The sequence below is a fragment of the Streptomyces sp. NPDC056503 genome (genome assembly GCF_042794995.1).
Taxonomy (GTDB): Bacteria; Actinomycetota; Actinomycetes; order Streptomycetales; family Streptomycetaceae; genus Streptomyces.
The window spans coordinates 1-14136 of sequence record NZ_JBHTST010000185.1 but is presented as its reverse complement, the minus strand read 5'-3'; the positions used below and the strand labels follow the sequence as shown (position 1 = coordinate 14136).

General features: G+C 74.3%; 10 protein-coding genes and 1 pseudogene. 5 read left to right on the top strand and 6 right to left on the bottom strand.

Annotated features, from left to right (window positions below; translation table 11 throughout):
* Positions 1-98: 98 nt before the first annotated feature.
* Positions 99-2198: a SpoIIE family protein phosphatase gene (locus ACFQ8C_RS34160; RefSeq protein WP_383465385.1), complete on the bottom strand. Its 2100-nt coding sequence runs from the start codon at positions 2196-2198 to the stop codon at positions 99-101.
* Between the two features lie 223 nt (positions 2199-2421).
* Between ACFQ8C_RS34160 and ACFQ8C_RS34155 the strand changes: the two genes are divergently transcribed.
* On the top strand, positions 2422-3144 hold the full coding sequence (locus ACFQ8C_RS34155; RefSeq protein WP_383465384.1) for a D-Ala-D-Ala carboxypeptidase family metallohydrolase: 723 nt from the start codon (positions 2422-2424) through the stop codon (positions 3142-3144).
* A gap of 76 nt (positions 3145-3220) precedes the next feature.
* Here the strand turns inward: ACFQ8C_RS34155 and ACFQ8C_RS34150 are convergent, their stop codons facing one another.
* Positions 3221-3757 (bottom strand): NUDIX hydrolase family protein, encoded by a 537-nt coding sequence (locus ACFQ8C_RS34150; protein ID WP_383465382.1) that lies wholly within the window; start codon positions 3755-3757, stop codon positions 3221-3223.
* A 349-nt stretch (positions 3758-4106) separates the two neighbouring features.
* Here ACFQ8C_RS34150 and ACFQ8C_RS34145 point away from each other — a divergent pair, with 349 nt between their 5' ends.
* Entirely contained in the window at positions 4107-5627 is a 1521-nt protein-coding gene (locus tag ACFQ8C_RS34145) for a glycosyl hydrolase family 18 protein (protein ID WP_383465380.1), read from the top strand.
* A gap of 55 nt (positions 5628-5682) precedes the next feature.
* On the opposite strand, the gene ACFQ8C_RS34140 is transcribed toward ACFQ8C_RS34145, so the two are convergent.
* The 4 genes from ACFQ8C_RS34140 to ACFQ8C_RS34125 form a co-directional block, all read right to left on the bottom strand.
* Positions 5683-6531 (bottom strand): carbohydrate ABC transporter permease, encoded by an 849-nt coding sequence (locus ACFQ8C_RS34140; protein ID WP_383465379.1) that lies wholly within the window; start codon positions 6529-6531, stop codon positions 5683-5685.
* Complete coding sequence (locus ACFQ8C_RS34135; RefSeq protein ID WP_383465377.1) at positions 6528-7913, bottom strand: ABC transporter permease subunit; 1386 nt, start codon at positions 7911-7913, stop codon at positions 6528-6530. Before ACFQ8C_RS34135 ends, ACFQ8C_RS34140 begins: the two co-directional genes overlap by 4 nt.
* A 12-nt stretch (positions 7914-7925) precedes the next feature.
* The gene (locus tag ACFQ8C_RS34130) at positions 7926-9257 is read right to left on the bottom strand and encodes an ABC transporter substrate-binding protein (RefSeq protein ID WP_383465375.1); all 1332 of its coding nucleotides are present in this window, start codon (positions 9255-9257) and stop codon (positions 7926-7928) included.
* A 132-nt stretch (positions 9258-9389) separates the two neighbouring features.
* Positions 9390-10667 carry an ABC transporter substrate-binding protein gene (locus ACFQ8C_RS34125; protein ID WP_383465373.1) on the bottom strand — a complete coding sequence of 426 codons (1278 nt, stop codon included), beginning with the start codon at positions 10665-10667 and terminating at the stop codon, positions 9390-9392.
* Between the two features lie 165 nt (positions 10668-10832).
* On the opposite strand from ACFQ8C_RS34125, the gene ACFQ8C_RS34120 reads away from it, so the two are divergent.
* The 3 genes and pseudogenes from ACFQ8C_RS34120 to ACFQ8C_RS34110 all read left to right on the top strand — a co-directional run.
* Positions 10833-11339, top strand: coding sequence for a PadR family transcriptional regulator (locus tag ACFQ8C_RS34120; protein WP_383465371.1), 507 nt, complete (start codon positions 10833-10835; stop codon positions 11337-11339).
* Positions 11336-12097 (top strand): ABC transporter ATP-binding protein, encoded by a 762-nt coding sequence (locus ACFQ8C_RS34115; protein WP_383465369.1) that lies wholly within the window; start codon positions 11336-11338, stop codon positions 12095-12097. The genes ACFQ8C_RS34120 and ACFQ8C_RS34115 overlap by 4 nt, the downstream gene beginning before the upstream one ends.
* A 35-nt stretch (positions 12098-12132) precedes the next feature.
* A pseudogene (locus tag ACFQ8C_RS34110) lies at positions 12133-13272 on the top strand (FtsX-like permease family protein); the annotation flags it as partial.
* Between the last annotated feature and the right edge of the window lie 864 nt (positions 13273-14136).

The window sequence follows — 14136 nt, the reverse complement described above, 5'->3', positions numbered from 1 at the left end:
ACATGCCCCGCGACTACCGGCAGAAGCTCCTCGCCAAGGAACTCCGCTCCCGCCGCCCGGGGGGGGGGCCCCCCGGCCCCCGCGCCCGTCGGGTCGCGTCAGGGTGCCTCGTCCGCCCGGAAGGCCAGCATCGCCGTGTCGTCGCGGTGGTCCGAGAGGCCCTGGAGGATGCGGAGCAGGTCGGGGAGGGCCTGGCGGCGGCAGAGCGTGGCCTCGGCGGCCAGCCGGCGCTGGCCCTCGTCGATGGGGGCGGAGGGGGTCTCGATCAGGCCGTCGGTGTACAGCAGCAGGGTGTCACCAGGCCCCAGGACGTGGACGTGGGTCGTCCGGAGGTAGTCCGAGGCCACGCAGAGCGGCGGGTCCGCCGCGCCGGTGAGGTAGTCGGCGTCGCCGTCGGCCGGGACGACCAGGGGCGGCGGGTGGCCCGCGCTGGACCAGGCCAGCAGCCACGTGCCGTCCGCGCGGCGGCGCAGGGCCGCGTGCAGGGCGGTGGCCAGCGGGGCCGTGCCCAGGCCCGCGGAGACGTGGTCGAGCCGGGCCAGCACCGCGTCCGGCCGGGCGCCCGGACCGCCCGCGTAGGCCAGGGCCCGCAGCATGCTCCGCATCTGGCCCATCGCCGTCGCCGCCGTCAGGTCGTGGCCCGCCACGTCACCGATGTCGAGGACGAGCGTGTCGTCCGGGAGCGTGAAGGCGTCGTACCAGTCCCCGCCGATCTCCCCGCTGGGGCTGGCCGGCTGGTAGCGCGCGGCCAGCGTCCCGCCCCGGACCCGCGGCGGTTCGGTCAGGTGTGCCCGCTGGAGGCTCAGGGCGGTGCGCCGCGCCCGCTGGAGGTCGAGGACCTTGCGGATCGGGCGCTGGGCGTGGTGCAGCACCTCCCGCAGGAGTTCGGTCTCGGCCGGGCCGGGGAGGGGCGTGTCGCCGTTGCTGCTGGTCGCGGCGTAACCGAGCACCAGGTCGTCGACGATCAGCGGGATCAGGGTGAGGCTGGTGGCCGCCGACGCGTGCAGCCAGCGTTCGCTGACCGTCGGGATCAGGCCGGGCGGGACGGGAGTGCCGGGTTCCAGCCGGAAGGTGACGGGCTCGCGCCGGTTCAGGACCTCCCGGACCGCCTGCGTCACGGCCACCCGCTGGCCGCGCAGCGCGGGCGGGGCCGGCAGCCCCGGGCGGGTCGCCGACGCGATCCTCCGCGCCGTCACGCCGGCGTGTTCCGGCAGCGGCCACTCGTCGTGCGACAGCAGCAGGATCAGGCAGGCGTCGGTGAGCTCCGGCACCACCACCTTCACGACCTCGGCGAACGCCTCGTGCAGACTCGCCCCCGACACCGCCGCGACCTGGGCGAGCAGCCGCTCGCGCAGCCGGGTGCCCCAGGCGTCCTCGACGTCGGCGGTGGCCGCCACCCATTCGGTGATCCGGCCGTCCCGCAGGACCGGCACGGAGCGCGTGGTCATGTGCCGGTAGGAGCCGTCCTCCGCCCGCACCCGGAACGTCGCCTCGAACACCCGGGGCGGCCCGCCGTCGCTCCGGTCCCCGCCCGCCGCCCGCCGCCACGCCTCGCTCAGGCTCTCCCGGTCCCGCGGGTGGATGTGCGCGTACCAGCCCGCCTCGGCCCGTGGATGCCAGGGCGACCCCGTCAGCTGCTCCCAGCCCGGGACGATCTCCTCCATGGTCCCGTCGGGCCCCCTCACCCACACCATCTGCGAGATCGCCGAGACCAGCGCCTCGTACCGCTGGAGCGTGAGCGTCTCGGCCGTGGTGTCCATGGCCAGGACCAGGATCCCGGGCCCGTGGTCGGTGGTGACCGCGCTGCACGAGTACACGAAGTGCCGGGCCTGTCCCGGCGCCCCGGGGTCGATCCGCCGCTCACCGACGACCTGCCGGGCCCGCCCCGTGTTCTGTACGGAGTCCAGCACCGCGAGGAACCGGTGCCCGTCCGAGTCCGGGAAGGCGTCCCGCGCCGGCAGCCCGAGCCGGCGCGGTCCGAAGAGCCGGACGAACGCGGAGTTCGTGTAGATCAGCCGTGCCTCGGGCCCGGCGAGCACGGCCACGGCGGCGACGGTCCCGTCGAACATGCGCGGATCGACGGCGGGGCCGCCGGGGGCGCGGCCCGTACCGTCGCCCGGTCCGTTCCCGGGCGGGCCCGCCGCGGGGCCGTTCCGTCCGGGGCCGTCCGGGTCTCCCGTGGTTTCGCCGGCCTTCACGCTCCCATCATCAGGGCGCGGGGCGTTCCCGGCCCGCCGCGGTGCCGCCGGACGGTGGTGTCCGGCATGGTTGACGCGCGTCGACTCCGAGGGCCAGGCTTCCTCCCGACAGGTTCGCTGACAGATGCATGACATGTCCTGGCGTGCCCGCGCCGGGGCTCGTGTGCCCGTTGAGGTGGAGGCCCGCCCGATGCTCCTGAACAGCCGCGCTCCCGTTTCCCCCGTGTCCCGGCTCCTGCTCGCCCTCGTGCTGCTCGTCGCCGGTCTCGCCGGTGTCGTCGCCGGCGCGGGACCCGCCCGTGCCGACGGGTGCTACACCTGGTCGCGCACCCTCTCGCAGGGGGCGAGCGGCGCCGACGTCACCCAGCTCCAGATCCGCGTCGCGGGGTACCCCGGCTACGGCGGCGTCCTCGACATCGACGGCTCCTACGGCCCGGCCACCGCCGCCGCCGTGACGCGCTTCCAGTCCGCCTACGGACTCGCCGCGGACGGGGTCGCCGGACCCGCGACCTTCAGCAAGCTGTACGCCCTCCAGGACGACGACTGCACGCCGATCCACTTCACCTACGCCGAACTGAACAACTGCAACTCCACCTGGGCCGGCGGGGCCGTCAGCGCCGCCACGGCCAAGTCGAACGCCCTGCGCACGATGTGGAAGCTGGAGGCCCTCCGGCACGCCCTCGGCGACCAGTCCATCCGGGTGACGAGCGGCTTCCGCAGCACCTCCTGCAACGCGGCGGTCGGCGGTGCCACCTCCAGCCGGCACCTGTACGGCGACGCCGCCGACCTCGGCGCGGGACCGCACTCCCTCTGCCGGCTGGCCCAGCAGGCCCGCAACCACGGCTTCAACGGCATCCTCGGCCCGGGCTACCCCGGCCACTCCGACCACGCCCACGTCGACCACCGCCCGAGCCGCTACTGGTCCGCCTCCTCCTGCGGCATCTGAGCGGACCGCCCCGCGCCACCCCGCCGGTCCGGTCGCGCGTCCCCGCGCGTCCGGACCGGCGGCACGGGCGGACGATTCAGTACGTGGCGCCCACGTGTGCCAGCGCCTGCTTCAGGAGGACGCCGTGGCCGCCGGGCATCTCGCTCTGGACCGCCGCGGAGGCGGCTTCCCGGGGGGTGAACCACACCAGGTCGAGGGCGTCCTGGCGGGGGCGGCAGTCGCCGCTGACCGGGACGACGTAGGCGAGCGAGACGGCGTGCTGGCGGGGGTCGTGGAACGGGGTGATGCCGGCCGTCGGGAAGTACTCGGCGACCGTGAAGGGCTGGAGGGACGCGGGCACGCGGGGCAGGGCGACCGGGCCGAGGTCCTTCTCCAGGTGCCGCAGCAGGGCGTCCCGGACGCGCTCGTGGTGCATGACGCGCCCGGAGACGAGGGTGCGGTTGATGGTTCCGTCGGCGCCGATGCGGAGCAGCAGTCCGATGCTCGTGACCTCGCCGCTCTCGTCCACCCGTACGGGAACCGCGTCGACGTAGAGGATCGGCATCCGGGCGCGGGCCGTGCCGAGCTCGTCCGAGGTCATCCAGCCGGGCGTGGTCTCAGTCATGTCAGACATCGCCTGATCATACTTTCCGCCACGGCCGCGCGGCCCCGATTCCGGCATCCGCCGTTCGGGTGAGCTCCGCCGGGTGGCGCCGGACGGGCCCCTCTCCTTGGTCAAGGGGAGGGAAAATCCCGGGAATTGGTCTAGTCCAAGGCTGCTCCAGGTGGACAGGGGAAACGCGCGGCCACGCTCCCCATAGGTCTAGTCCAGTCTCCGTCAGGGCTGTTGACCCGCCTCCGCGCCGCCCCCTATTCCAGTACCCGGCACCTCGCCGGACCCCCACCCGGCGGGGGGCCTCCCGATCACCGTCCCCACCCCTGCCACCCCTCCCACCCCTCACACCCGTTGGGAATGACCGCACATGAGAAGCAAGCGCCCTCTGCGGGCCCTCCTCGCCGCCCTCACCACGGTCGTCGCGGCCGCCGGCCTGACCACCCTCGGCGGCGCCTCCGCCCAGGCCGCGACCCCGCTGCCGAACCGAGTGTTCGCCCCCTACTTCGAGGCGTGGACCGGCGAGAGCCCCGCCGCCCTCGCCGCCCAGTCGGGCACCAAGCACCTGACGATGGCCTTCCTCCAGACCGCCACGAAGGGCTCCTGCACGCCGTACTGGAACGGTGACACGAGCATGCCGATCGCCGAGTCCACCTTCGGCGCCGACATCAAGACCATGCAGGCCCGGGGCGGCGACGTCATCCCCTCCTTCGGCGGCTACACCGCCGACACCACCGGCACCGAGATCGCCGACAGCTGCACCGACGTCACCCGGATCGCCGACGCGTACGAGAAGGTCCTCACGACCTACGACGTCACCCGTCTCGACATGGACATCGAGGTCGACTCCCTCGACGACAGCGCCGGCATCGACCGCCGCAACAAGGCCATCAAGCTGCTCCAGGACCGGGCCGCCGCCTCCGGCCGGAAGCTGGAGATCTCCTACACCCTGCCGACCACCACCGGCGGCCTCGCGTCCAGCGGCCTCGCCGTGCTCCGGAACGCCGTCGCCAACGGCGCCCGCGTCGACGTCGTCAACCTCATGACGTTCGACTACTACGACAACGCCGTCCACGACATGGCCAAGGACACGCAGACCGCGACCCAGGGTCTCCGCGACCAGCTCGCCGCGCTCTACCCCGCCAAGACGGACCCCCAGCTGTGGGGCATGATCGGCATCACCGAGATGATCGGCGTCGACGACTTCGGCCCCGCCGAGACCTTCACCCTCGCCAACGCCCGCACGGTGTACGACTGGGCCGTCGCCAAGGGCGTCAACACCCTCTCCTTCTGGGCGCTCCAGCGCGACAACGGCGGCTGCCCCGGCGGCGCCGCCGCCGACCACTGCTCGGGCATCGCCCAGAACACCTGGGACTTCAGCAGGATCTTCGCCCCCTTCACCGGCGGCACCACCACCCCCACCGACGACTTCTCCGTCACCGCCGGCCCGGCGAGCGGCACCGTGACGGCCGGCTCCTCCGCCACCACCACCGTCGGCACCGCGGTCACCGCCGGCTCCGCCCAGTCGGTGAGCCTCTCCGCGTCCGGCCTCCCGGCCGGCGTCACCGCGAGCTTCAGCCCCGCCTCCGTCACCGCCGGCGGCTCCTCCACCCTGACGCTCGCCACCACCGCCTCCGCCGCCTCGGGGACGTACCGGATCACCGTCACCGCGTCCGGCCCCTCCGCCGCGCACACAGCGACCTACACCCTGACCGTCACCGGCGGGACCCCCCAGTGCACCGCCGCCCCCTGGGCCAAGGCGACCACCTACACCGGGGGCCAGCAGGTCTCCCACCAGGGCCACACCTGGAAGGCCAAGTGGTGGACGCTGGGCGATGAGCCCGGCACCACCGGCGAGTGGGGCGTCTGGCAGGACCTCGGCGCCTGCTGACCGGCACGCCAAGGGCGGCGGCCCCTCGCGGCCGCCGCCCGTCGCGTTCCGCGCCTCACTTGACCGACCCGGCCATCACCCCCTGCACGAAGTGCTTCTGGAAGGCGAAGAACACCACCAGCGGCACGACCAGGGAGAGGAACGCCCCCGGCGCGAGGACCCCGATGTTGCTGCCGAACTGCCGCATCTGCGACTGGAGCGCCACCGTCAGCGGCTGGGACTCGCCGTCCGCGAAGAGCAGTGCCACCAGCATGTCGTTCCACACCCACAGGAACTGGAAGATCGCCAGACTCGCGAGCGCCGGCCGCCCCAGCGGCAGCACCAGCCGCCGGAAGATGCGCCACTCCCCGCCGCCGTCGATGCGCGCCGCCTCCAGCATCTCCCGGGGGATCTCCGCGAAGAAGTTGCGCAGCAGGAAGACCCCGAACGGCAGGCCGTACGCCACGTGGAAGAGGACGACGCCGGCCACCGTCCCGAACAGCCCCACCGCCCCGAAGAGCTTGGCTACCGGCAGCAGCCCGATCTGCACCGGGACCACCAGCAGGCCGACGACCACGAGGAAGAGCGCGTCCCGGCCCGGGAACTCCAGCCAGGCGAAGGCGTAGCCGGCGAGCGCCGCCACCCCCACCACCAGGACGGTGGTGGGTACGGAGATCAGGACGGTGTTCCAGAACGCCTGGACGAGCCCCGAATCCTCCAGCAAGGCACGGTAGTTGTCGAAGGAGAGCTGCGACGGCTCGGTGATCGAGGTCCACCAGCCGCCCGAGGCGTTGTCCCGCTCCGAGCGCATCGAGGAGAGCAGCAGCCCGGCCAGCGGGGTGATCCAGACCAGGGCGACCAGGACGAGCAGCGCCTGCACCGCCGAACTCCCCAGCCACCGCGTGACCTTCGTGGTCCTCGTCACGAGCCCCCCTTCCGGAAGCGCCGGATGTTGAACACCATCGCCGGGACCACGAGCAGGAGCAGCAGCACGCTCAGCGCGCTGCCCAGCCCCTGGTCGTTGCCGCCGCCGAAGGAGACCAGCCACATCCGCGTGGCCAGCACGTTCGCCTCCTCCTGCACCGGGCCCGGGGCGATGACGTAGACGAGGTCGAAGACCTTCATCACGTTGATGACCAGCGTCACGAAGACGACCGTGAGGACGGGCGCGAGCAGCGGCACGGTGATCCGGCGGAAGATCTGCCGCTCACTCGCACCGTCCACCCGCGCGGCCTCCAGGACGTCACGGGGGAGGGCGGCGAGCCCCGCCCCGATCAGCACCATGGAGAAGCCGGTCCACACCCACAGGTAGGCGCCGATGATCGCCGGGGTGACGAGGGCCGGGCCGAGCCAGTCGACACCGCCGTACCCGGCGGCGAAGTTGGCGGCCGGCACCCGCAGCCGGTACGTCCCGTCGCCGAGCCCGTCGAGGCGGAAGGTGCCGTCGGCGGCCGTCCGCGCGGACGCCGCCACCGTCCCGTCCTCCCCGACCGCCTGGACGGTCATCCCGGGCAGCCCCTTCTCCCGGTCGTCGACGACCCCGGGCCGGCCGCCCGTCCCGGGCGTGAAGTCCAGGTACACGGTCCCGGACAGGCCGTCCGCCGCGGGCTCGGGGGCCCGGGCCGGTTCCGCCCGTCCCGGTACGGCTCCGGGCGCGACGCCCACGAAGGGCAGGACGGCGACGGCCCCGGGCCGCAGCCCCCCGGTCGTGTACCCCTTGGCCGGGTCACCGGTGAGCCCCCGGCCGTCCCGGGCGCGGGCGGTCGGGTAGGGGGACGGCTCGTCGAACGCGTCGTGGACGCCCACCACGACCGCGTTGAGGACGCCCCGGCCGGGATCCTGCTCGTAGGCGAGCCGGAAGACGATGCCCGCGGCGAGGAAGGACACCGCCATCGGCAGGAACAGCACGAGCTTGAACGCGGTGGCCCAGCGGACCCGCTCGGTGAGCACGGCCAGCACCAGACCGAGCCCGGTGAGCAGGACGGGGGCGACGACCACCCAGATCGCGCTGTTGCGCAGCGCCTTCAGGGTGGCCGGGTCCCGGACCATCTCCACGTAGTTGTCGGCGCCGACGAACCGGTCGCCGCTCGCGTCGAACAGGCTGCGGCCGACGGAGAAGACGACCGGATAGGCGACGAGCGCGCCGAGGAGCAGGAGCGCGGGGAGGGCGAAGGCGGCGCCGAGGAGCCGCTTCCTGCGCAGGGCGCGGCGCCGCGGGTCCGCCGCGGCGCGCGCCTTCGGCCGCCGGGCCGTGACGGACCCGCGGTCCGTGACGGACTTCCGGTCGGCGGCGGACTGCCGGTCCATGGCGGCCCGGCCTCAGTTCCCGTACGCCTTGGCCGCCGCGGCCTCCAGGGCGGCCGCGGTCCGCTTCGGGTCCGAGGGGTCGCGCAGGAAGTCCTGGAGGAGCTTCCACTCGCCGGCGCCCTTGGTGCCGCCGAAGGCGGCCGGCGCCTGGTCGGACATGTCGAAGCGGACGGCGTCGCCGGCGGCGACGAGCGAGGCGGCGGTGGCGCGGGCGGTGTCGTCCGCGTACGCCTCCGGCCTGACGTCCTTGTTGGGGGAGAGGAAGCCGCCGGCCCCGGCCCACACCTCGGCGGCCTCGGGGGTCGCGAGGAACTCCAGGAGCCTCATCCCGGCGTCCGCGTTCTTCGCGTCCTTGAGGACGACGGCCGCGTCACCGCCGCTGACCACGGGCGCCTTCCCCGAGCCGACCGGGGGGAACGGGAAGAACCTGGCGTCCTCGCCGGGCTTCCGGCCGAACTCGTCCCTGGCGACACCGCCGACGAAGTCGCCCTCGTACACGAGGGCGGCCTCGGGTTCGGGGCCGAAGACCTTCTCCACGGAGCCGGGGAAGTCGGTCCGCAGCGCCTCGGCGGCGCCGCCCGCGACCAGCCGCTGGTCCTTGAAGACCTCGGCGAGGGTGGTGAGGGCGGCGACGACGCTGGGGTCGGTCCACTTGAGTTCGTGGCGGGCGAGCAGGTCGTACTTCTCCGGTCCCGCCTGCGACAGGTAGACGTTCTCGAACCAGTCGGTGAGGGTCCAGCCGTCCTCGCCGGCGACGGCGAACGCGGGCAGGCCCGAGTCGGCGAGGGTCCGGCCCGCCGCGAGGAGTGCGTCCCAGCTCTTCGGCGCGGTCACCCCGGCCTGTTCCAGCGCGTCGGGGGCGTACCAGACGGTCGACTTGTGGGCGGCCTTGAAGTAGAGGCCGTAGAAGGCACCGTCGACCGTGCCGTACTCCTTCCAGACCGGCGCCAGGTTCCCGGTCGCGGTGGTGGTCGTCTTCTCGGAGAGCGGCTTCAGCCAGCCCGCCTCGGCGAACTGCCGGAGGACGCCCACCTGGGGGACGAGGACCACCTCGGGGGCGTTGCCGCCCTCGATCTTGCTGCCGACGAAGGTGGAGACGTTGTCGCCGGAGGGGACGAAGACGGTCTTGGCGCCGGTCTTCGCGCCGAAGGCGTCGAGGACCTTCTTGAAGTTCTTCTGCTCGCCGCCGGTCCACACGCCGGCGACGGTGACGGTCGTGCCGGCCAGTTCGCCGCCGGACTCGGGGCCCTCACCGCCGCCGCAGGCGGTGGCGGTGAGGGCCAGGGCGAGTACCGCGGAGAGCGCGCCCGCGGCGCGGAGGGTCGTGAGGGAGGGTCGTCGCATGGTCGTCCTTCCTTCGCTTCGATACCTTCATGTTAAGTACCGGCGGAGAAAGCATGTCAACCGTCGTGCCCCAACAGCCTTGTGGATCCGAAGAATTGAGTCACCATCATGGAGAACGGAAGATCTCCCTACCTAACGCGAAGGCAGCGGAGGGATCGCGGCCAGCTCGCGCGTCAGCCTCCGCACCCCCTCCTCCGGCGAGCACCGCAGCGCCAGCACGTCCTGCGCCACCGCCTGCACCGCCAGGCTCACCTGGTCGTACCGCGCGCTCTTCGGCCGCGGCACCGCCGCCAGCACGCTCTCCCGCAGGATCGGCAGGTACGGATGGGCCGCCACCAGCTCCGGATCCGTGTACAGCGAGGCCCGCACCGGCGGCAGCGAACCCCGCGTCAGCACCTGCCGCTGCACCCGCTCGCTCGTCAGGTACGCCAGGAAGTCGGCGGCCGTCGCGGGGTGCAGCGACCGGGCCGACACCGCCAGGTTCGAACCGCCGAGCACGCTCGTGCCCGGCCCGTACGGCCCCGGCAGCGGCGCCGCCTCGAACCGGCCCGCCACCGCCGACCCCGGCCGTGCCGCGTCCGCGTACACGTACGGCCAGTTCCGCAGGAACAGCAGCCGGCCCTCCTCGAAGGCCGCCTTCGACTCCTCCTCCTTGAACCGGAGCGCCTCCGCCGGGATCCACCCCTCCCGCACCCCGCCGGCCAGGAACGACAGCGCCGCCCGCGCCGCGTCCGAGTCGACCCCGACCCGCGCGCCCTCCTCGCGCAGCACCGTCCCGCCCGCCGACTGGATCGCCTCCGTGACGTTCACCGTCAGCCCCTCGTACGGCAGGAACTGCCCCGCGTAGCCCGCGAGTCCGTGCCGGGGCGCCAGCGTCCGGGCCAGCCGCGCCAGCTCCGCCCACGTCCGCGGCGGCCGCTCGCCCGCCGCGTCCAGCACGTCCTTCCGGTAGTAGAGCAACCCCGCGTTGGTCACGTACGGCACCGCGTACAGCCGGCCCCGGAACGTCGCCGTGTCCACCACCGGCGGCAGGAACGCCGCGAGGTCGAACCGCTCCCGGTCCAACGGCGCGACCAGCCCCGCCGCCGCGAACTCCGACGTCCACGCCACATCGATGTTCAGCACGTCGAACCGGCGGCTGCCGGACCGCAGTTCGCTCAGCATCTGCGCCCGCGTCTCGTCCGCCGAATCCGGCAGCTCGACCAGCGACACCGGCTCCGCCGGGTGCTCCGCGTTCCACTCCTCCACCAGGGGCGCCAGGTAGTCGGTGAGATCGCCCGCCGTCACGAAGGTCAGCGCGCCCCGGCCGCCGGCCGCCCCCGCCCCGCCCGCCGGCACGCCCCCGACACACCCCGCCAGCAGGACCGCCACGACCAGCGCGCCCCTCGACACGGACCGTACCCATCCCATGCGTACCTCCCGGCCACGGTGCCCCGCACGACGGTCCATCGTGGCAGGACACGGCGCGTGCCGCATCGGTGATACTGGTCCGGCGGACCCGGCGACCACCGGTCCACCGGCCCCCGGGCCGCCACCACCGGCCGGGAACGGCGCACGACACGGAAGGGGGAGCGCGTGCGGCAGCAGCTGCTGGCACTCCTCACCCGGGGCCCCGCCCACGGCTACGAGCTCAAGCAGGGCCTTGAACAACTCCTCGGCTCCGCCTACCCTCAGCCCAACGTCGGCCAGGTCTACGTGACCCTCGGCCGACTGGAGAAGAGCGGACTCATCGAGGGCGAGGACGTCGAACAGACGGGCCGCCCCAACAAGCGGATCTACCGCCTGACCGACGCCGGACGGGAGGCCGTCGTCGCGTGGTTCGAGGACACCGGCGACGAACCGCGGGTGCGCGACGGGTTCTTCATGAAACTCGCCCTCGCCCCCCTCTCCGGACTCGCCGACCCCATCGCCCTGATCAACAGACAGCGGCGCCGGCACCTCAACACCATGCGCAGCCTCTCCCGGCTCGCCGCCGCCGAGGACCGCGACAACAAGATCGCCCAACTCCTCATCGAGGGCGCCATGCTGCACCTCCAGGCCGACCTCGACTGGCTGGAGCGCTGTCAGGAGGAGCTCGAATGAGCACAGGGTCCGGTGTCCCGCCGGGCGCGATCGTGCACGCCGAGGGCCTGTCCAAGACCCACCGCGGCGACCGCGCCCCCGTCCACGCGGTCCGGGACGTCGACCTCACCGTCCGCCAGGGCGAGTTCGTCGCCGTCACCGGCCCCTCGGGGGCGGGCAAGTCCACCCTCCTCCACCTCGTCGGCGGCCTGGAACGCCCCGACAGCGGCCGCCTCTGGATCGGCGGCGAACGCGTCGACGGCTACGGAGAGGCCCGCTGGGCGGTCCTGCGGCGCCGCAGCGTCGGCATCGTCTTCCAGTTCTTCAACCTCGTCTCCCACCTCACCGTCGCCGACAACGTCGAACTCCCCGCCCTGCTCGCCGGAGCCTCGCCCCGCGCCGCCCGCACCGGCCGTGACGAACTCCTCGCCGAACTCGGCCTCCACGGACGGGAGAACGCCCTCCCCGGCGAACTCTCCGGCGGCGAACAGCAGCGCGTCGCCCTCGCCCGCGCCCTCGTCAACCAGCCCGCGCTCCTCCTCGCCGACGAACCCGCCGGCAGCCTCGACAGCAAGGGCACCCGCGACGTGCTGCGGCTCCTCGCCCGCTTCCACGCCCGCGGCCAGACCATCCTCATGGTCACCCACGACGCCCGGATGGCGAGCGCCGCCGACCGCGTCATCAGCTTCTTCGACGGCCGGATCGCCGACGACGCCACCCTCGACGACCCCGCCCCCTCCCGGCCGGGGGTGACCGGCGTACTCGACCTGAAGGACTGACCGGGAAGGAGCAGCCGAGCGACGGAGGAGACCGCATGCGGGCCACCTGGCGATGGGTCCACTCCGACCTCCGCACCCACCGGGGCGAAGCCCTCTTCGCCGTCCTCGCCAGCGCCGGCGTCATCGCCTCCCTCCTCCTCGCCGCCGCCCTCCTCGGCTACGCCGGCAGCCCCTGGCAGCGCGTCTTCAACCAGTCCCAGGGCAGCCACGTCTGGCTCCACGGCCGCGAAGGACGCGAGGGCTTCGACCCGTCCGCCCTCGCCCCGCTCGCCGCCCTCGACGAGGTCGCCGCCGTCTCCGGACCCTTCCGGACGGCCGCCGCCACCCTGGAGAGCGGCGGCACCCGCGCCGGAATCGCCCTGCGCGCCACCGGAGTCCGTCCGCCCGACACCGCCCGGCCGCTCCTCACCGCGGGCCACTGGCTCACCACCGGGACCCCGCTCGACCAGATCGTGCTGGAACGCACCCTCGCCCGCACCCTCTGGGCCGAACCCGGCGAGACCGTCACCGTCACCCTCGCCGGCCGCCACGGCCCCGCCACCCGCACCCTGTACGTCGCCGGCGTCGCCGAGACCGCCGAGCCCCGCTACCGCGCCGGGCAGGGCTCCGGCGTCGGCTGGGTCCTCCCCGACACCCTGGACCGCCTCGCCCCCGCCACCACCGGGCAGACCCTGGGGCTGCGCCTGAAGGACCCCGGCGACACCGACTACGCCGTCCAGCGCGCCGTCACCCTCCTCGGCGCCGAACGGATCGACCAGGTCACCAAATGGCAGCAGGCCAAGGCCGACTTCGGCGGCGACGACCGGCTCCTCGGCCAGATCCTCGCCGCCTTCGGCCTGGCCTCCCTCCTCGCCGCGGCCGTCGCCGTGGCCGGCGCGGTCCGCGCCCGGATCAGGGGACAGGCCGGCGACATCGCCGTCCTCAAGGCCGTCGGCTTCACTCCCGGCCAGGTGATCCGCGGCTTCCTCCTCCAGCACCTCGGCTTCGCCGTCGCCGGCGCGGCCCTCGGCACCGCCGCCACCCTCGCCTGCGGCCGCCGGCTCCCCGGCCGCGTCGGCGACGCCGTCGCCCTCTGGCCCCGCATGCCCGGCCACCGTGCCGCGGTCGTCGGCGTCCCCCTCGCCGCCGTCCTCCTCATCGCCGCCGCCACCGCCCTCGCCGCCTGGCGGGCCGGCCGCGTGCCCCCGGTCCCCGCCGCGCGCCAGGCCCACCCCGCCGCCCGGCCGCTGTCCGCCCTCGGCCGCCGCGCCCTCGGACCCCGTCTCTCCCCGGTCCTCGTCCTCGGCTGGCGCTCCGCCTTCACGGCGTCCGGCCGGGCCCGGGCCCTGGGCGCCACCGCCCGGCTCGCCCTCCCGATCGCCCTGATGACCGTGGCCCTCGTCGCCTGGTCGACCCTGGGCCAGTTCCGTACCGACCCCGCCGCCGTGGGCCGCGCCGCCGCCCTCACCGTACGCACCGGACAACCCCCGGCCACCGCCTCCTCCGAGGCCGCCCTGGAGGCCGTCCCGGGCGTCGCCGACGCCGTCCCCGGCGCCGAGTTCCTCGCCCTCGTCCCCGGACAGACCGGCACCATCACCCTGCGCGGCCTCGGCACCCCCGACGCGGCCTACCCCCACACGATCGCCGAGGGCCGGGCCCCGGCCGGACCCGACGAGGCGGTCGCCGGCCAGGGCCTCCTCGACCTCCTCGGCGTCCGGGTGGGGGAGTGGGTGCGGATGACCGTCGGCGGCCGCCCGCAGATCCTGCACCTCGTCGGCCGCAGCATCGAGCCCGACCACGGCGGCCGGGTCGTCTCCACCACCCTCGACACCCTGCGCGACGGCGCGCCCGGCCTCCGCCCCGCCTTCCACGCGCTCGTCCTGCGCCCGGGCGCCGACCCCCGGCAGGTCGCCGCCGCCGTCGCGACCGCCGTCGGCGCAGGAGACCGGCCGGGCGATCCCGCCGGACGACCGGCGGGCCCTGATGGCCTCGGTGAAGGCCCAGATGACGGAGCTGGCCTCGCTGATCGGCGACCTCCAGGAGCTGGCCCGCCCCGACAC